The organism is Micromonospora sp. DSM 45708 (assembly GCF_039566955.1).
In the GTDB taxonomy this organism is placed as follows: domain Bacteria; phylum Actinomycetota; class Actinomycetes; order Mycobacteriales; family Micromonosporaceae; genus Micromonospora.
The window spans coordinates 6,702,991-6,720,517 of sequence record NZ_CP154796.1 but is presented as its reverse complement, the minus strand read 5'-3'; the positions used below and the strand labels follow the sequence as shown (position 1 = coordinate 6,720,517).

Below are 17,527 nucleotides of genomic sequence, written 5' to 3'. Positions count from 1 at the left end.
AGATGCGCCGGCAACTGCTCCTTAAGCGACAGCCAGGCCATACGGTCCGCTGATACATGTGCGGCCCAAGACGCACCTCAGCCACCGGCACGCTTGATCAATACGCCGGCTATCTCGCCCATGCTCGTGGTCACCACGTCCGCCCCGGCTGCCCGGAACGCCTCAGCCTTGTTCGGTCGATTCGCGTAGCCGATCACCCGCACGCCTGCCTTCCGCGCTCCCTCAATGTCTGAGAGCGAGTCACCAACCAGAACGCACCGGCTCGCCAGTTCCCCGACAGCCCTCACTGCTTGCATGATCGGTTGGGGGTTGGGTTTCATGCGCCCCGGGTCTGCGTACGGCCGGCCGACCACAGGCGAGACGTACGCGGCGAGCCGATGCGCCGCCAGGTACGCACTCACTGCACCTGCTGAGTTGTTGCTGACTACCGCCACCGGCATTCCGGCCTGCCGGGCCGCCACGATGACTTCCCGACCGTACGGCGTAGGTTCGGCAGTCTCGACGGCGCGGCGCTCGGCTGCGCAAAGTGTGTCCTCTACGGCCTGCGTGAAGTCTTGGTCGCCGGCCGCGCCGGTGCGGCGCAACACCTCTAGCGGGTCCGGTTCGCTCGCAAGATCGGGCGGTACGTCGACGCCGTGCTTCCGAAGCACGGCGACCAGCTCGGCGGCAACCTGCGGTGCGGGGTAGCCGGCGAAGATGCTGCACACCGGGCCGTCGAAGTCGAGTAGCAGCGCACCGACTCCAGCTAGTAGCCGGTCAAGGTCGGCGTTCATCCGTCGTACCGGTAAGCGATGGTCGACCACACCGAGTCGAACCACTGGCGCGAGGCTTCCACGAACTGCGTGCCGTGCGAGGCGTCGTCGTCGGTCACCGCGTAGTGGAATAGCGGCACGTCCTTACCCATCAGGTCGTAGATCGCCGTCGGCTCGCCCTTGACGGAAACGGTGCGTTCAACGACCGGGTAAAAGCCATAGAAGACTTCCTCGCCGTTGAGGATGTAGAGCTTGAACAGCGGCGATGCCCGGTGCATCCGTACCTCGACGGTGGTCGACCGGATCAGACCGAGGTCACCCAGCTCGGTGACCTGATCGATGATGCCGTCCGCCGCCCGGCGGGTGATCCGCTCGGCGCGTTCACGTACGGCCGGGTCATCGGCTTGGGTCTCGGCTCGTGCGGGCAGTGCCATTGGTGCGGTCATATCGGAGATCAGGACGCGCACCGCGATTGTCTCCGGTGCAAGCCGTCCGACGCGGACCTTATCGAGTGCTTCGGCGAGCGCGTCGCGCAGCGTCTCCCCAGAGAATCCGGCGAAGTCGATGGTGACGTGAGGCCGCTCGAACGTGGCTTCAATGTGCGGGCGCAGCTCCACGGCCCGCTGCGTCTGCGCGCGGACGAACGCGCCGCTCCCCTGCCGGGACACGATCAGCCGCTCTGCCCGGAGCAGTTCCAGGGCGCGCTTGACGGTTTCCCGTGCCACGCCGTATCGCGCGGCTAGCTCGGGCTGTGACGGCAGCTTGTCGCCAGGAACAAGCCGGCGCGTGAGGATGGCGGCCCGCAGCTTGTTGGCGATCTGCTGCGACGCCTGTTTCGGGTCGTCGGGGTCTAGCTGGCCGAGGAAGTCAAGATTCTCGCTCACCCCTCCACGGTATCGCTGGCTAGCCAAGCTAAGAAAGTTTGCCGCGCCATCTTGACCTGACTAGCCAGGCACACCTACCGTCATCTCATCGAACCTGGCTAGCCAGGAACGACAAGCCGGCTAGTTGGCGGCGTCGGCGTTGCGGCTTCGGCTGTGGCGTTCGCGTACGGGCTGCCGCGCACTCGTTCATTGATAACTCCAGAGCAGAAGTGCCGCGTAGATCCGTCTGCGGTATGCCCGCCTTGAGCCACACGGTGGCCGACCCCGGTACGTCCCGGGCGAGCGGGCCGAGTGGACGGGTCCGGCGCGCGGCACCGCTTCTGCCACTGATCCATCAGCCATGGCTGCCCACCGCCCCAGCGTGCTTCCTGCCGTGGCTGCCTTACCCGATCTGACCTGGGGAGAGGTGATCCCGCTATGTCCGTGCTTGCCGCGTGTGTGCGTGTCACGACGAAGTCCAGCGCCGTGTGGCGCACCTGCAACGGCTGCGGGGACCTCGCCCCGCTGGCCCCCGATGAGCGCCGTTGCCGGCCGTGCCGGCAGCCGGCCCGTCGTACTGGAAGGAACCGAGCGAAGTGAACCACGACCAGCACGGGCCGTTGTCCGCCGATCTGGCCGCGATCGATGCCGAGTGGCCGCTGATCGCCGCCGAGTTGGACCTGCTCGATGCCGAGATCAGCCTGATCTACGCCGAGGACCACGGTGGCCCGTCCCCGTTGGACTGGCGTCGGGTCCGCCGGGCTGAAGCCCGGGTTACCCGCGCCGCCGCCGACCTCGCCGGCAGCGTCGAGCCCCGCCGGGCCGCGTGATGGCGGAACCGGAGGCCGACCGGTACCGGTACACCGCGCGGGACCTGGAGCGTGTCGCGCCTCGTGAGGTGCGCGTCGGTGACCTGATCGCCCACGCCGGGCGGCCCGGCTCGGGTCTGTTCTCGGTTGACCGGGTGATCGCGGTCGGTTGGGCCGGCACGGACCCTGCTCTGAAGGTCGACACGTGGCGGATCGAGTACCGCTCCCCGTGGGGGGATCTGTACTTCGTCAACCCCGACACCTTCCCGGTCTACCGGCTCAAGGCGGCGACCTGATGTCCCGCATCCGCGCCGCCTACTGGGACCCGGACGGGTCGCAGTACGGCATCCCCACCTACTGGTGGCAGGGCGCACCGCCCGGTTACGCCACCCGCCGCCAACTGCGGGCCGCCGGGCTACGGCCAGCCGGTCAGCCGGTGGCCGCGCAGATCCTCTGGCGCGGCGTCGGCGGCACCCGCACCGCCTACCTCTACCGCGTCGACCTGGCCCGGCCGAAGCGCACCGCTACCCCCGCTCAACGCGCCGCGATCGGCAAGGCGTTGACCGCCCGCCGCACGTGCCGGGTGTGCCGGCAGGTGCGCCCTTACTGCATCCCGCGCTCGCTGGGCGAGTGCCTGAACTGTGCCGAAGGAGGCACCCGATGACCGTGCTGTTGCTGCTGCTCATCGTCCTGGGTGGCAGCGCCGTGATGCTCGCCCCGTTCGCCATCGCCCATGCCCTCAACAGTGAGGCCCCGACCACGAAGGAGACCCTTCGATGACCGCTCCCGCCAGCATCCACCCCCGTAGCGTCGACGACCTCTACCCGGGCGCGTTGGCACTGACCGACCAGCTCGGTGAGGTGCCCTCGCGTAACCGCCTTCAGAAGCAGTTCAAGATCGGCGCTCCGAAGGCCACCGAGCTACGCGAGCGGCTGTTGGCCCGCACCGCCGACCCGGTCGTCACCCCGGACCCGGCGACCACCGCTGAGCTGGTGGTGCCGGATTACCCCGAGCCGATCGGCCCGGTACCCGCCCCGACCTCGTACCCGGAGCCAACCTCGGACCCGGTGCCGGAGCCGGTCGACCCGGAGCGTGTTGAGGTGTCCGAACCGCGTCGGGGGTGGTTTCGCCGCCGCCGGGCCGAGGGTGAGTCGCCGCAGCTCCGGGTGGACGGACACCCGGGTCCGAAGATCAGCCCCGGCCGCGCCCCCGACCCCACCTCCGCCCCGGAGCCGGAGCCGGAGTCGGGTGGGGTTGGGCTGGTCAAGCAGTTCAAGCGCATCCGGTGGGCGGTCCGGTTGGTGCTCGCTCTCGGGGTGGCCGCGTCGATCGCCGGGAACGTGCTGCACGCCCGGGATGAGCTGATCTCGCAGGTCATCTCCGCGTGGTCGCCGTTGGCGCTGCTGCTGACCATCGAGCTGATCTCCCGGGTGCCGGTGCACTCACGCCGGCTGGCGATCGGCCGGTGGGCGGCGACGGCGCTGATCGCCGGGATCGCCGCGTGGGTGTCCTACTGGCACATGGCCGCTGTCGCCGCCCGCTACGGCGAGACCAACGGCGCGCAGTACCTGCTCCCGCTGTCCGTCGATGGCCTCGTGGTCGTCGCCTCGATCTGCCTGGTCGAACTCGGCGGTCGGATCGCCGCCAACAACCGTCGTTGACCCCGCCCGGCGGCACAGCCTCACGGCCTGGAAACCAGTGCTGTGCCGCCGGTCCGGTCACCCAACCTCTACGTGAGAGGAGGGCACCTCTGATGGTGCCAGATACCACGTTCCTGACTGCCGAGCTGGCCACCGTGCGCGCCGAGCTGGTCCGCGTGGACGCGAAAGCCTCGACGCTGCTCACGCTCGCCGGCACCGCCCTCACCATCGGCCTCGCCGTGCTGGCCCGCGCCGACCTACCCACCCCCGCCCTCACCGCCGGAGCGGCCACGGTCGCAGTGATCGGTGTGGCGGTCGGGTTGCTGGCCTGCGCGGTCCGCCCATCCCTCGGCGGGAGCCACGGCCTCGTGCGCTATGCCGTCAGCGCACCGGGGGACCTGATGACCGACGCCGCGCTGCCGCCGCTGAGCATGGCCTCCCTGCGAGCGCACGAACTGGTGTGGCTGTCCCACACGGCAGTGCGCAAGTACCGGCGGGTCCGCGCCGCCGTCGATCTGCTGCTGGCCGGTCTGGTCGGCATCGCCGTCACTGCCCTGCTCACCGCCCTCGCCTGACTGCTCGAAGGAGACGTTTCGTGTCGAACACCAACCCGCCCTCGGGCCGCACGCTGTTCTCCGGTGCGGACTCGCTGACCGACAACCACGCATTGATTGAGTGGTGCGAGAGCACCCGCCGCATCCTGCACGCCGCCGCCCTGGAACTGGGGATCACCGCCAGCGAGTTGGATGCCCGCCTGCGTCGCGTCGGCGGTGGGGTCGTCGTGGTCGGTGGTCTGACCGCCAGGGCGCGTGCCCGTCAGGTGGCCAAGCCGATTCAGCAGGCCAGTGAGGCGCTGGTCGTGGCCAGTCAGTACATCATCACCGCGAACAACCGGTTCGTCACCGCGTACATGCCGGAGCTGGAGCAGGTCGGCTACCGGGGCAGCCGCCGGCCCGACTTCAAGTTCACCGCCTGATCGCGAGAGGAGGAGAGATGGCGAAGACACGGATGCCGAAGAACGGCGGGATCACCGACCCGTCCGGCCTGGCCGCAGTACACACGGTGCGGCTGCCGTTGTGGCCTTACCTGGTCACTCCGACCGGGTCTATCGGCCTGGCCGTCGCTACCGGCCTGGCCCACTGGCGGTGGGGTGATGACCCCACCTCCGTCGGCGCTGCTGCCGCCGGGCTGACTCTCGCCGGCACCGCCCTGACGTCGCTGACGTGGCGGGCCGCCGCCGCGCGGGGCGTCGTCCGCCGAGCGGTGGCCACCACGACCTGTGTGGCGGGGTCGGTGTGGGCGATCGGTGCGACGATCGCCGCGCCGTGGTCGTCGCCGTGGTCGGACATGTGGCTGATCGGTGCCCCTACCGCGTCCATCGCGATGGCGGTGGTGCGGGTGCTGCGCAACGGCGACGGCGACGATGCTGCCGGTGGTGGGCTGGCCGATGCGGTCAAGAGCCTGCGCAACGCTGCGGTGTCTCGGCCTACGATCAAGGGTGCGAAGGCGTCAGCCGCGGTGACCCTGGACGCAGGCACGTCGGTGCGGGAACTGGCCGGCGATCGGGCCGCGCTCGCCTCGGCGCTGGACGTGCCGGAAACGGCGGTGCGGGTCATCCCCAACCCCGACTCGGCGCGGCGAGGGCGGGTGGAGGTCGTACCGGTCGACCAACTCCGGGCCATGATCCCGTGGCCGGGGCTGTCCGCCCCGGGCCGCTCGATCGCGGAACCGATCGTGCTCGGCGTGATGGAAGACGGAGAGCCGCTGATGCTGTGGCTGCCCGGCGACCATCACGCGGGCCGCAACGCTGCTCACTTCCTGATCGTGGGCATGTCCGGTGCGGGCAAGACCGAGGTCATCCTCAACATCGCCGCCGAGGTCATCTCCCGACCCGATGCCGAGCTGTGGCTGGCCGACCCGCGTAAGGGCGACCAGCTCCCCACGTGGGCGCGTAACGGCGCGGCCCGGGTCGCGTTGACCGAGGACGACACCAACGACATGTTGGAAGACCTCTACACCGACATCACTGGCCGCGCCCGGCAGATCGGCGCCCACGGCCACAAGCAGTGGACGAAGGGCTGCCGCCAGTGCCCCCGCTACCGGGTGGTGATCGTGGACGAAGCCGCCCAGGTTGCCGCTGGCAACCCCCTGGTCACGGAGCTGACCGAAGCCGCCCGAAGCGCGGGCATCTCGCTGCTGTTCGGGTTGCAGCGCGCATCGCATGACCGGTTCCCCACCAGCGCGCGAGCGAACATCCCCGGGTCGATCTGCCTCGGAGTCGACAAAGACATTGACGCCGGTATGGCCCTGTCGGAGGCCACCCTCGACGCCGGCGCCATGCCCTGGGCATGGAAGAACACGAAGCCCGGCTACCTCTACGCCGAAGTCCCCGGCACCGACACCACCCGCTGGACGATGCCCTGCCGCTCGTTCGTCGCGGACGAAGACCACCGGGCGGCGGCCATCGCCCCTTACCTCGGCGGGCAGCCGGCCACCGAGCCCGCCAACCCGCAGCCGGCCCGCCCGGCATCCCGCCCTCGCCCGGAGCCGGACATGGACGACGAGCGCGACGACGACCCTGCCGAGCCGAACCGGGCCGTCAACCCCAACGACCCGCCCGACGATGTCGACGCCGCCGAGCCGATCCGCATCCCGCCCGGCATGCCCCGCATCCCCCTCGGCCTGCGCCAGCCGGCCATGGCCAGCCAAGAGGCATACGAGCATCTGCGCGGGCACCTGTACGACCTGCACGACTCTGGCGTCGAATTCGTGCGCCCGGGTGAGCTGGGCGACGTCATCGCCGCCACCGGCCTCGGTTACGGCTGGATTCGCAAGGCCCTCGGCCAACTGTCCACCGGCCCCGACGCCATGCTCCGCAAGACCGATCGGGGCACCTACAAGATCCGCATCCCTACCCCGGCATAACCCACCGTCACCAACCAGCGGCCCCGTTTGCACCGTGCGAACGGGGCCGCCCGGGTCCTAGTAGATGGCCGTTCACACCGCCCGTTCACACGCAGCCGTTCAAACGGCCCCACGCACCCGACATCGACAGTCCGTCACCAACCACGCCCTTGCGGAGTTCTCATGATCCTGGCCCTCACCGGGCTTGCCCTCGGCATCCTGCTCGGCCTGATCCTCGGCGTGCCGCTCGGCCGCCGCGTCGAGCGCGTCGCCTGGCACGCCGACGCCACCATCGCCCGTGCCCGCCTCACCGGATGGCTCATCCGCGACCTCACCGGCGGCATCCTGACCGCCGCCCTGATCATCACCGTCGCCGCGTTCGCCGTCTGGACACTGCTGCGCCACCACGACTGAACCACCACATCAACGGCGCGCTTCGCGCCCTCACTACCTGATGGCCAGCGCCCGCCCGACGCTGGCCATCGTTCTGCCCCGCCCGGAAAGGCGTTCCCTGATGACCGTCACCACACCCACCCTGTTCGACATCGCCGCTGAGGTCACCGCCCGCCTCGATGCGATCAACGGGCGCAGCCGCGAGGAAACCGGGCTGCGCATCCTGAAGGTCACCGAGGAAGCGGGAGAGGTCGCCGCCGCGTGGATCGGCACCCTCGGACAGAACCCGCGCAAAGGCGTCACCCACACCAGCGATGACGTCGCCGCCGAACTGGCCGACGTCGTGCTCACCGCGCTGGTCGCCATCGCCAGCCTCGGCCACGACCCGCAACAGGTGATAGCCGCCTGCATCGGCAAGGTCACCGACCGCCTTGACGACTCCCACCTCACCCCGCCGCCGGCCCGCGATCCGGTCACCGACCCCGTAGCCGTCGACCCGGCCGCCGTCGTGCGCTACGGCGACCAGCTCCACGAAGCCGTCCACGGCACCGGCTGCGACTGCCGGCCACAGGTACGCCGCCAGTTCCGCAGCTACACCAAAGCGATCATGGCGTGGCTGGCCGCCGACGGTCGCCTCTCATGACCAGCAGCCTGCCCCAGTCCCCAACCGATACCCTCCGCGCCGCCGCCAGCTACCTACGCCGGCACGGCTGGCACCCCGGCCCCGGCCTCTACGACCCACACGACGGATGCACCCACGGCGGTTGCCGAGTGGTCCGCTCCGGCATGTACCCCGCCAGCATCTACGGCGCGATCCGCGCCGCCCTGCTCGGCCGACCACGCTGGTACGCCATCACCGACCCCACCACCGCCGAGACGTACGCCGCCGCCGTCGACCACCTCACCCGCCACCTGCGCACCCGCACCGTTGTCGACCTACACGCGGCCATCCTGCCCTGGGAACGCGCACCGAACCGCACCCGACAACAGGTCATCACCGTGCTCCTGGCCGCCGCCGACACCGCCCCTGCGGCTCCGGCGGCACGGCTGGCCCCGGTCATCCCGCTGGACACCCGCCGCCGCGGCATCGAGCCGCGCCGCATCGCCTAACCCCAACTGCCTGATCGGCGCGCTTCGCGCGCTCACCACCCGGTGGCCAGCGTCCATCCAGCGCTAGCCACCAATCCGCCCGCGCCAGGAAGGAGACACCACATGCCCGACCTGCTCGCCGCCGCCCTCGACTACGCCGCCCACGGCTGGCCGGTGTTCATGCTCGCCCGGTCGAAACGACCCATCGCCAACTGCCCCACCTGCACCGACCCCGGCCCGGACCATGACCGGGAAGCCTGCCCGTGCCTGACCTGCCACGGCTTCTACGCCGCCACCACCCACCCCGACCGGATCACCGCGATCATCGACGCCGTCCCGACGGGGCAACTCGCCCTACGCACCGGTGCCCCGTCAGGGACCGTCGTGGTCGATGTCGACCCCGCCCACGGTGGCCGCGACACCCTGAACACGCTCATCGAGCGCGGGCTGTTGCCGCCAACCGCGTACGTGGTGACCGGGTCCGGTGGCCTGCACCTCTACTACCAGCACCCCGGACAACCCGTGACGTGCAGCCAAGGCAAATCCGGTCAAGGGCTCGGCCCCGGCGTCGACGTCAAGGCCGATGGCGGATACGTGGTGCTGCCACCGAGCATCCACCCGCGCACGGGCCGCCCCTACCGGTGGGCACCGGACCGGGAGATGAAGGAGATGCCCCCCGCGCTGGTAACGGCCTGCCGACCGGCCGCGCCGGCACCGACCCCGGTCCCGGCACACACCCCGACCAGCACCCGCCCGGCGGGAGGCATCTCCTTCCCCGACCGGCTCCTCGCCGCACACCTACAAGCGGTCGCCAACGCCCCCAAAGGCACCCGCCGCCCCACCCTCTACGGCGCAGCCCGCGGCGTAGCCCGCATGGTCCTCGCAGACGCGATCAGCCGCGACGACGCCGAAGCCGCCCTCACCACCGCCGGCCGCCAAGCAGAGCAAACCGACCGGGACATCCGCGCCGCCATCCGTGACGGCTTCCGCGCCGAAGGACTCGCCGCATGAACCCACCCACCAGCACCACCGACCAGCCCGACAACGGGGCGACCATCCTCGACGCCCTGCACGCCTGCCTCACCAACTACGTCATCCTGCCCTCACCCGAAGCCGTGGACGCCGTGGTGCTGTGGATCGCCGCCACCCACGCCCAAGCTGCGTGGGCACACGCGCCCCGACTGGTGATCCGGGCACCCGAGAAGCGATGCGGGAAGTCCCGGCTACTCGACATCGTGGAGGGCACCTGCCACGACCCTCTGATCACAGTCAACGCCAGTCCCGCCGCTGTGTACCGGGCGATCGGGACCGGGCAACCACCGACGCTGCTGGTCGATGAGGCAGACACCCTGTTCGGCGGAAAGAACGCCGACGCCAACGAAGACCTACGCGGCCTGCTCAACGCCGGTCACCAACGCAACCGACCCGCGATCCGCTGGGACGCCAGTAGCCAGCAGTTGGAGAAGATCCCCACGTTCGCCATGGCCGCACTAGCCGGCATCGGCGCGATGCCCGACACCATCGAAGACCGCGCCGTCGTGATCCGGATGCGCCGACGGGCACCCGGCGAGAAGGTTGCCCCGTACCGACACCGCCGCGACGGTCCCGGCCTGCGCAAAGTGGCACAGCAGTTGGCCGGATGGCTACGCGCCAACCTGACCGCGCTCGAAGCCGCGGAACCGCCGATGCCAGTAGAGGACCGAGCCGCCGACACCTGGGAACCCCTCGTTGCCGTCGCTGATCTAGCCGGAGGCACCTGGCCGACCCGCGCCCGGCACGCCGTGACCACGCTGACCGCCGAAGCCGACGAAGCCGGCAACGTCTCCCACCGCGTGCGACTGCTGGCCGACATCCGCACCGCGTTCGTCACCCTCGGGGACCCCGCCGCCGCACCCACCGCTGACCTGCTCGCCGCCCTCAACGGCGACCCCGAAGCACCGTGGGCCGACAGCGGCCCGAACGGGCTCACCGGGAAGAAGCTCGGTGACCTGCTCGGAGAGTTCGGCATCAAGTCCGAGACGATCCGCTTCCCCGTGGGGCAAGCCAAGGGCTACCCGCGTACCGCCTTCACCGACGCGTGGCAGCGGTACTGCCCCGCACCCGAAACCCCCTCGGCCGAGATATCCGTACCATCCGTACCAACGTCGTATCCGCAGGTCATCCCCGGTACGGATTACCCCGCTGGTACGGATCGATCCGTACCGCGAGCCACCCCCGGTACGCGTTAATCCGTACCGCAATCCAATCCGTACCGCCCCTGAGCAGGCAAAACGAGCTTGGTACGGCTGGTACGGATACCCCCCGGCCACCGGGACACCCACCACCGACCCCGCCCGGAGTCAGCCTCCCGTCAAACGGCCCGCTGAGAAGCCCTCAGCCGCACCCGGCCACTCCACCGCACCCGGACAGCTCGAAACGTGGCCCTACGGCGCTCTCAGCGGGTCGCTCTGCGCTCCTCTACGGCGATACCTCCCCGTTCGTCCTCCCCTGCCCGGCCATCGACAGAAAGGCGCTCTGCATGCAGATCAGGCTGCACGGCACACCCGCTGAGACAGCCGCGACCCTCACCACACTCGCCCAAGTGCTCACGATCCATACCGTCAGCCGGCCCCACCCCGACCGGCCCCCGTCGACCCGGCACCGGATCTACCTCGACGCCACCCCGAGGAAGGACAGTCGCCCGTGACCACAAGGCCGAAGCGCGCTACCCCGACCGGCAACCTGCTCACCCTCGCCGAAGCCCTGGACGAACTCCGCGTACCCCGGTCGACCTTCTTCCGCTGGAAGGCCACCGGCCGCGCACCCCGCACCATCAAGTACCCGAACGGCAGCCTGTACGTCCGCCGCCGCGACCTCGACGCCTGGCTCAACGATCACGAGGAGGCCGCTTGAGCAGTTACAGCGTACGGATTCACGCGATCCTGACGAACGAACTTGTCGGCAAAAAGAAGTCCTACACCGTCCGGTGGAAGGTAGCTGACAAGCCCTTCCGGAAGACGTTCGTAACCCGGGCACTCGCTGAGAGCTTCCGGTCGAAGCTGGTCGTCGCACAGCGCGAAGGAACGGCGTTCGATGAGAAGACCGGGCTACCTGAACCGATGGCCCGGGAACTGAACAGCCGGAGTTGGTACGACCTGGCGGTTGCGTTCGTGGACATGAAATGGCCGCGTGCCGCCGCGACTCAGCGCAAGAGCATTGCCGACGCGCTCACCACCGTCACGCCCGCGCTACTCGCCACGTCCCGTGGAGCACCCGACGAAGCGGAACTTCGCCATGCTCTCTACACCTGGGCCTTCAACAAGCAGCAGCGAGACCGGAATAAGGGCACGCCGCCGGACAACCTCGCGTCGATTGTCCGATGGCTCAAGGCGAACACGCTGCCGCTGACGGACGTAGCGAATCCAGCGACCATCCGGAAAACACTCGACCTGCTGACCGTCCGGATTGATGGCGGCCCGGCCGCCGCTAACACGGTGGCGAGAAAGCGCGCAGTCTTCTACAGCGCGTTGAAATACGCCGTCGAACTGCGGCATCTCGACGCCCACCCGATGGACTTCACTCAGTGGCGAGCGCCGAAGAACACCGATCAGATTGACCGGAAGGTGGTGGTGAATCCCGAGCAAGCCCGGTCGCTGCTCGCTGCGGTTCGGCAGCGGGACCCGCACTTGGAAGGCTTCTTCGCCTGCATGTACTTCGCCTCGCTGCGGCCGTCGGAGGTGATCCACCTACGCGCCGACGAATGCGAATTGCCCGACGACGGGTGGGGGTGGTTGCACCTCAGCGGGTCGACGCAGCAGGTTGGCGAGGATTGGAGCGACGGCGGCACGTCGCTCGAAGACCGGGAACTCAAGCACCGAGCGAAGAAGGCGACCCGTGACGTACCGGCCTGTCCCGAGCTGGTTCGCATCCTGCGGCACCACCTACGGGTGCACTGCCGGAGCGCCAACGGCCGGATGTTCAACGCCGCTGGCGCAAGGGTGGCCCCGGTGTCAAAGAGCACCTACCTGCGCGCCTGGCGGCAGGCCCGGGAGACAGCGTTGACGCCCGCGCAGTATCGGTCACCGCTGGCGCACCGGCCGTACGACCTGCGGCACGCCGCCGTGTCGCTCTGGCTCAACGCTGGCGTACCGGCGACCCAGGTCGCGCAGTGGGCCGGGCACAGCGTGCACGTGCTGTTGAAGGTCTACGCCTCGTGCATCGACGGCCAGGACGAGGCGGCCCGGAAGCGCATCGAGGGCGCGTTGGGCACCACCGGGGAAGCCGGTAGCGCCGACACGGATACGACACGACCAGTGAGACCCGACGGCCCTCAGCGGGACTAAGTGAGACTGATTCGCGAATGACGGAACGCTCCCTGACTGGCGTATGCGCTGGTCAGGGAGCGTTTCTGCTGCTCGGGAAGCGGAGGGTGTGGGATTCGAACCCACGAAGACATCGCTGCCTTACCGGTTTTCAAGACCAGCGCCATCGGCCACTAGGCGAACCCTCCCGGCGCGCTCCCCGAGGGGTACGCGACCGCGCCTAGTCTGCCACGAACGGCGGATCGGGTAAGACTGAGCCATGCGCGCTGTCACGATCACGGAACCCGGCGGACCCGAGGCACTCGTCTGGGCGGAGGTCCCCGACCCCGAGCCCGGCCCCGGTGAGGTGGTGGTCGAGGTGCGGGCCAGCGCCGTCAACCGGGCCGACCTGCTGCAACGACAGGGGCACTACCCGCCGCCGCCCGGCGCGTCCGCGTACCCCGGCTTGGAGTGCTCGGGGACGGTCCGCGCGCTCGGTCCCGACGTGACCGGCTGGTCGGTGGGCCAGGAGGTCTGCGCGTTGCTGACCGGCGGCGGGTACGCCGAACAGGTCGCCGTGCCGGCCGGGCAGGTGCTGCCGGTGCCGGACGGGGTGGACCTGGTCGACGCCGCCGCGCTGCCGGAGGTGGCCTGCACGGTCTGGTCGAACGTGGTGGACCTGGCCGGGCTGGCCGAGGGGGACACGCTGCTGGTGCACGGCGGCGGCAGCGGCATCGGCACGTTCGCGATCCAGCTCGGGGTGGCGCTGGGCGCGACGGTGGTGGCGACCGCACGGGCGGCCAAGCACGAGCGGCTGCGCGAGCTGGGCGCCGCGCACACCGTCGACTACCGGGAGCAGGACTTCGTCGAGGAGGTCCGCCGGGTCACCGATGGGCGCGGCGCGGACGTGATCCTGGACATCATGGGTGCGTCCTACCTGCCCCGGAACGTGGCGGCGCTGGCGACCGGTGGCCGGCTCGTGGTGATCGGCATGCAGGGCGGGCGCAAGGGCGAACTCGACCTCGGGATGCTGCTGGCGAAGCGGGCCTCGGTGCACGCCACCGCGCTGCGCTCCCGCCCGGTCGCCGAGAAGGCGGCGATCGTCCGGGGCGTACGCGCGCAGGTGTGGCCGCTGGTGGCGGCCGGCCGGGTCCGGCCGGTGGTGCACGCCCGGGTGGACATGGCGGACGCCGCCGACGCGCACCGGCTGGTGGAGACGAGCGACCACCTGGGCAAGGTGCTGCTGGTGCGGTGACGCCTCAGTCCCGGGGAAGCATCAGGCGCGCGCCGGGGCCCTCGGCGGCGAGCGAGTCGCCCGGGTTGTAGAGCGTGCAGCGCTGCAACGACAGGCAGCCGCAGCCGATGCAGCCGTCCAGGTCGTCGCGGAGCTTGCCGAGCAGTCGGATCCGCTCGTCCAGCCGCTCCCGCCAGGCCCGGGAGAGCGCCGCCCAGTCCTCCGGGGTGGGCGTGCGGCCGGCGGGCAGCGAGTCCAACGCCTCCCGGATCTCGTCCAGCGAGACGCCGACCTGCTGGGAGATCCGGATGAAGGCCACCCGACGCAGCTCGGTGCGGGCGTAGCGGCGCTGGTTGCCGCCGGTGCGGGCGGCCTGGATCAGGCCGAGCCGCTCGTAGTAGCGCAGCGCGGAGGGCGCCACGCCGCTGCGCTCAGCGAGCTGGCCGATGGTGAGCGTTGCCTCGTGCATCACAGGACCTTGAAGTGAAGTTCGGTTGAGGTTCGAGGCTATCGGCATGACGACGACCACCGCCACCGAGCTGGCCGCGCTGCTGGAGCGGGTCCGTGCCGGCCGCGACTTCGGCGCGAACGTGTACTCGACGCTGGACGTGCTCCAGGTGCTCTACGACCGGGTGCTCCGGATCACCCCGGCGACCGTGGCCGACCCCGACCGGGACCGGTTCCTGCTCTCCAAGGGGCACGCGGTCGCCGGCTACTACGCGCTGCTCGCCGCGCGGGGCTTCGTGCCGGCCGAATGGCTGGACGACCAGGGCGGGCCGGCCAGCCGGCTCGGCGACCACCCGGACCGGACGCTGGTGCCGGGCGTGGAGATCGGTTCCGGCTCGCTCGGCCATGGGCTCGGGCTGGGCGTGGGCACCGCGCTCGGCCTGCGGGCCCAGGGCCGCACCGACTCCCGGGTGTACGTGCTGCTCGGCGACGCCGAACTGGACGAGGGCGCCAACCACGAGGCGATCGCGTACGCCGGCGCGACCGGCCTGGCCAACCTGACCGCGATCGTGGTGGACAACCGCTCCGCCACGCACGGCTGGCCGGGTGGGGCCGCCAGCCGGTTCACCGTCAACGGGTGGACCGCCGCCACCGTGGACGGCCACGACCACGACGCCCTGCACACCGCCCTGACCGGGCACGACCACCACCGGCCGCACGTCGTCGTCGCGGCCGTCACCGACGGGGAGTGACAATGACCATGCGGGACGCGTTCGTGACCAGCGCCGAGGAGGTGCTGGCGGACCCGAGGAGCGTGCTCGTGCTGGCGGACATCTCCGCCGCCGCGTTCGCCCCGGCCGCCGCCCGCCACCCGGACCGGGTGGTCAACGTCGGGATCCGGGAGCAGCTCATGATCGGTGTGGCCGGCGGGCTGGCGTTGACCGGGCAGCGGCCGATCGTGCACAGCTACGCCCCGTTCCTCGTCGAGCGGGCGTACGAGCAGATCAAGCTGGACCTCGACCACCAGGGGGCCGGCGCGGTGCTGGTCAGCATCGGCGCCTCGTACGACCGGGCGGCGGCGGGGCGGACCCACCTCGCGCCGGCCGACGTGAGCCTGATCGACACGCTCGACGGGTGGACCGTGCACGTGCCGGGTCACCCGGACGAGGTGCGACCGCTGCTGCGGGACGCGGTCTGCGGGACGGACCCGGCGTACCTGCGGCTGTCCACCCGGAGCAACACGTCCGCGTACCCGGAGGCGGGTGACCTGCGGGTGGTCCGGGACGCCGGGCCGGGCGCGCCGCTGCTGGTGGCGGTCGGGCCGGTGCTGGACGCGGCGCTGCACGCGGTGGCGGACCGGCCGGTCACGGTGGCGTTCACCCACCGGCCCCGGCCGTTCGACACGGCCGGGCTGCGGGCGCTGGCCGGCGGCGGCGGCGGCGGCGAGGTGATCCTGGTCGAGCCGTACCTGGCCGGCACGTCCAGCCGGGTGGTGTCCGAGGCGCTGGCCGACCGGCCGCACCGGCTGCTCGCCCTCGGCGTCGGCCGGGCGGAGTTGCGCCGCTACGGCGGACCGGCGGACCACGACCGCTGGCACGGGCTGGACGCGGCCGGGCTGCGCCGTTCCGTCGACGCGTTCCTCGACGCGTGACGCGAAGGAACCCCGCACCGCCGGGGTGCGGGGTTCCGGTTCGTCGGGTCAGCGCGTGGCGGGACCGACCGGGCGGCGGCGGGCGCGCTCGCGGGCCAGGATCCAGATCGCCTCGACGCCGTCCTTCCAGGTGATCTTCTTGCCCTCTTCCCGGCCCCGGGCGCGGTAGCTGATCGGCACCTCGTAGGGGCGGATGCGCTGGCGGAGCAGCTTGCCGGTGACCTCGGCCTCCATGCCGAAGCCCCGGGAGCGCACCTGGAGCGAGCGGTAGAGCGCCAGCGGCATCAGCTTGAAGCAGGTCTCCAGGTCCCCGATGTACGAGTTGTAGAGCACGTTGGCCGCCAGCGTGACGCCCTTGTTGCCCATCACGTACCAGAAGCTGTAGGAGCTGTGGCTGCCGAACGTGCGATTGCCGTAGACCACCGTGGCGTGCCCGTCGAGCACCGGCTGAAGCAGGCGCGGGATGTCCTGCGGGTCGTACTCCAGGTCGGCGTCGAGGATGACCATGTATTCACCCTCGGCGTTGTCGACGGCGGTCTTGATGGCCGCGCCCTTGCCGGCGTTGCGCGGGTGGGTGATCACGCGCAGCCGGGCGTCGTCCACCCGGCCGAGCACCTCGCCGGTGCCGTCTCGGCTGCCGTCGTCCACGACGACCAGCTCGATCTCGCACGGGTAGTCCACCGCCAACGCCTGCTTGAGGGCGTCCGCGATGCGTTCTTCCTCGTTGTAGACCGGCATGAGGATCGAAAGCTTCACGGGTTCTCCATGGAGGTGACGGCAGGTCGGGGCATAGCGTAGCCTGGCAGATTCCTGAGGTCACGACAGCCCGCCCACCTTACTCCTGGCGGAGCGGCACCACGACCAGCCGGGCGACCCCGTTCTCCCCCTCTTTGGCGCCGGCCACGCCGACCGTCGTGCCGACCTTGATCTCGTTCGCCCGGATCGTCGCGCGGCGCTCGACCACCCGCAGTTTCTCGCCGAACGTCCAGGTCATGGTGAATCCGTCGGTGGACTTCACGGTCATCGACTTCGCGTCGATCGCGGTCACCCGGCCGCGCTGGACGGCGACCGTCTTCGTCCCGTCCTCCTTGGTCTGCACCACGACCTCGCCGTGCAGCCGGTTCTTGCGCAGCAGCACCCGGGCCCGGTGCCGCTTGCCCCCATCCTGCGCCCGGTCACCCTTGCGGTCCGGCCCGGCCTGTGCGTCCGGCGAGCCGGAGGCCGACGGGGCGGGCGCCGCGACCGGATCGACGTCCAGGTCGGCCGGGTCGACGCCGAGCGCGGCCAGGGCCTGCCCGTCCGTGCCCATGGCGGCGGCCACCTCGACCGCGGTCTCCCGGGCCGCGTCGGCGCCGGTCTGCGCCGCGCCGCACCCGGCGAGGCCGAGCGCCGCGGCGGTGAGCAGCGCGGTGGCCCCGGTGACGATTCGCTGACGTGCCATCGGTGTTCCTCTCGTCGGTGGTGA

The 17,527-nt window shown here is 70.7% G+C and carries 22 protein-coding genes and 1 tRNA gene; 17 read left to right on the top strand and 6 right to left on the bottom strand.

Annotation, left to right across the window (positions count from 1 at the left end):
- Window positions 1-77 precede the first annotated feature (77 nt).
- Together VKK44_RS29540 and VKK44_RS29535 are read right to left on the bottom strand one after the other, a co-directional pair.
- Complete coding sequence (locus VKK44_RS29540) at window positions 78-773, bottom strand: HAD family hydrolase (RefSeq protein WP_343444449.1); 696 nt, start codon at window positions 771-773, stop codon at window positions 78-80.
- Window positions 770-1,636 (bottom strand): GntR family transcriptional regulator, encoded by an 867-nt coding sequence (locus VKK44_RS29535; protein ID WP_343444448.1) that lies wholly within the window; start codon window positions 1,634-1,636, stop codon window positions 770-772. Before VKK44_RS29535 ends, VKK44_RS29540 begins: the two co-directional genes overlap by 4 nt.
- A gap of 575 nt (window positions 1,637-2,211) precedes the next feature.
- Between VKK44_RS29535 and VKK44_RS29530 the strand changes: the two genes are divergently transcribed.
- The 14 genes from VKK44_RS29530 (at window position 2,212) to VKK44_RS29465 (ending at window position 12,772) form a co-directional block, all read left to right on the top strand.
- Window positions 2,212-2,445, top strand: a complete 234-nt coding sequence (locus tag VKK44_RS29530; RefSeq protein WP_343444446.1) for a DUF6284 family protein — start codon at window positions 2,212-2,214, stop codon at window positions 2,443-2,445.
- Complete coding sequence (locus VKK44_RS29525) at window positions 2,445-2,720, top strand: hypothetical protein (RefSeq protein WP_343444445.1); 276 nt, start codon at window positions 2,445-2,447, stop codon at window positions 2,718-2,720. The genes VKK44_RS29530 and VKK44_RS29525 overlap by 1 nt, the downstream gene beginning before the upstream one ends.
- Window positions 2,720-3,088: an RRQRL motif-containing zinc-binding protein gene (locus VKK44_RS29520; protein ID WP_343444443.1), complete on the top strand. Its 369-nt coding sequence runs from the start codon at window positions 2,720-2,722 to the stop codon at window positions 3,086-3,088. Before VKK44_RS29525 ends, VKK44_RS29520 begins: the two co-directional genes overlap by 1 nt.
- 112 nt (window positions 3,089-3,200) lie before the next feature.
- A complete protein-coding gene (locus VKK44_RS29515; RefSeq protein ID WP_343444442.1) occupies window positions 3,201-4,085 on the top strand; it encodes a DUF2637 domain-containing protein in 885 nt (294 codons plus the stop codon).
- A gap of 92 nt (window positions 4,086-4,177) precedes the next feature.
- Window positions 4,178-4,639: a Pycsar system effector family protein gene (locus VKK44_RS29510; RefSeq protein WP_343444441.1), complete on the top strand. Its 462-nt coding sequence runs from the start codon at window positions 4,178-4,180 to the stop codon at window positions 4,637-4,639.
- Between the two features lie 20 nt (window positions 4,640-4,659).
- A complete protein-coding gene (locus tag VKK44_RS29505) occupies window positions 4,660-5,040 on the top strand; it encodes a hypothetical protein (RefSeq protein WP_343444440.1) in 381 nt (126 codons plus the stop codon).
- Window positions 5,041-5,057: 17 nt separating this feature from the next.
- Window positions 5,058-6,989, top strand: a complete 1,932-nt coding sequence (locus VKK44_RS29500; protein WP_343444439.1) for a conjugal transfer protein TraB — start codon at window positions 5,058-5,060, stop codon at window positions 6,987-6,989.
- A 162-nt stretch (window positions 6,990-7,151) separates the two neighbouring features.
- A complete protein-coding gene (locus VKK44_RS29495) occupies window positions 7,152-7,382 on the top strand; it encodes a hypothetical protein (protein ID WP_343444438.1) in 231 nt (76 codons plus the stop codon).
- Window positions 7,383-7,482: 100 nt separating this feature from the next.
- The gene (locus tag VKK44_RS29490) at window positions 7,483-8,004 is read left to right on the top strand and encodes a MazG-like family protein (protein ID WP_343444436.1); all 522 of its coding nucleotides are present in this window, start codon (window positions 7,483-7,485) and stop codon (window positions 8,002-8,004) included.
- Window positions 8,001-8,471, top strand: coding sequence for a DUF6197 family protein (locus tag VKK44_RS29485; protein WP_343444434.1), 471 nt, complete (start codon window positions 8,001-8,003; stop codon window positions 8,469-8,471). The genes VKK44_RS29490 and VKK44_RS29485 overlap by 4 nt, the downstream gene beginning before the upstream one ends.
- A gap of 102 nt (window positions 8,472-8,573) precedes the next feature.
- Complete coding sequence (locus VKK44_RS29480) at window positions 8,574-9,461, top strand: bifunctional DNA primase/polymerase (protein WP_343444433.1); 888 nt, start codon at window positions 8,574-8,576, stop codon at window positions 9,459-9,461.
- Window positions 9,458-10,678 carry a DUF3631 domain-containing protein gene (locus VKK44_RS29475; protein ID WP_343444431.1) on the top strand — a complete coding sequence of 407 codons (1,221 nt, stop codon included), beginning with the start codon at window positions 9,458-9,460 and terminating at the stop codon, window positions 10,676-10,678. Before VKK44_RS29480 ends, VKK44_RS29475 begins: the two co-directional genes overlap by 4 nt.
- A gap of 454 nt (window positions 10,679-11,132) precedes the next feature.
- Window positions 11,133-11,342 carry a helix-turn-helix transcriptional regulator gene (locus VKK44_RS29470; RefSeq protein WP_343444429.1) on the top strand — a complete coding sequence of 70 codons (210 nt, stop codon included), beginning with the start codon at window positions 11,133-11,135 and terminating at the stop codon, window positions 11,340-11,342.
- Complete coding sequence (locus tag VKK44_RS29465; RefSeq protein ID WP_343444428.1) at window positions 11,339-12,772, top strand: tyrosine-type recombinase/integrase; 1,434 nt, start codon at window positions 11,339-11,341, stop codon at window positions 12,770-12,772. Before VKK44_RS29470 ends, VKK44_RS29465 begins: the two co-directional genes overlap by 4 nt.
- A gap of 80 nt (window positions 12,773-12,852) precedes the next feature.
- On the opposite strand, the gene VKK44_RS29460 is transcribed toward VKK44_RS29465, so the two are convergent.
- Window positions 12,853-12,939, bottom strand: a tRNA-Ser gene (locus VKK44_RS29460).
- A gap of 71 nt (window positions 12,940-13,010) precedes the next feature.
- On the opposite strand from VKK44_RS29460, the gene VKK44_RS29455 reads away from it, so the two are divergent.
- Window positions 13,011-13,985, top strand: a complete 975-nt coding sequence (locus tag VKK44_RS29455) for an NAD(P)H-quinone oxidoreductase (protein WP_343444427.1) — start codon at window positions 13,011-13,013, stop codon at window positions 13,983-13,985.
- Between the two features lie 4 nt (window positions 13,986-13,989).
- Here the strand turns inward: VKK44_RS29455 and soxR are convergent, their stop codons facing one another.
- On the bottom strand, window positions 13,990-14,433 hold the full coding sequence (gene soxR / locus VKK44_RS29450; RefSeq protein ID WP_343444426.1) for a redox-sensitive transcriptional activator SoxR: 444 nt from the start codon (window positions 14,431-14,433) through the stop codon (window positions 13,990-13,992).
- 46 nt (window positions 14,434-14,479) lie between these two features.
- On the opposite strand from soxR, the gene VKK44_RS29445 reads away from it, so the two are divergent.
- Both VKK44_RS29445 and VKK44_RS29440 read left to right on the top strand, forming a co-directional pair.
- Window positions 14,480-15,163 carry a transketolase gene (locus VKK44_RS29445; protein ID WP_343444424.1) on the top strand — a complete coding sequence of 228 codons (684 nt, stop codon included), beginning with the start codon at window positions 14,480-14,482 and terminating at the stop codon, window positions 15,161-15,163.
- Between the two features lie 8 nt (window positions 15,164-15,171).
- Window positions 15,172-16,062: a transketolase family protein gene (locus VKK44_RS29440; RefSeq protein ID WP_343447940.1), complete on the top strand. Its 891-nt coding sequence runs from the start codon at window positions 15,172-15,174 to the stop codon at window positions 16,060-16,062.
- 48 nt (window positions 16,063-16,110) lie between these two features.
- Here the strand turns inward: VKK44_RS29440 and VKK44_RS29435 are convergent, their stop codons facing one another.
- Entirely contained in the window at window positions 16,111-16,818 is a 708-nt protein-coding gene (locus VKK44_RS29435) for a glycosyltransferase family 2 protein (RefSeq protein WP_281934151.1), read from the bottom strand.
- Window positions 16,819-16,897: 79 nt separating this feature from the next.
- A complete protein-coding gene (locus tag VKK44_RS29430; protein WP_343444423.1) occupies window positions 16,898-17,503 on the bottom strand; it encodes a hypothetical protein in 606 nt (201 codons plus the stop codon).
- Window positions 17,504-17,527: the final 24 nt, after the last annotated feature.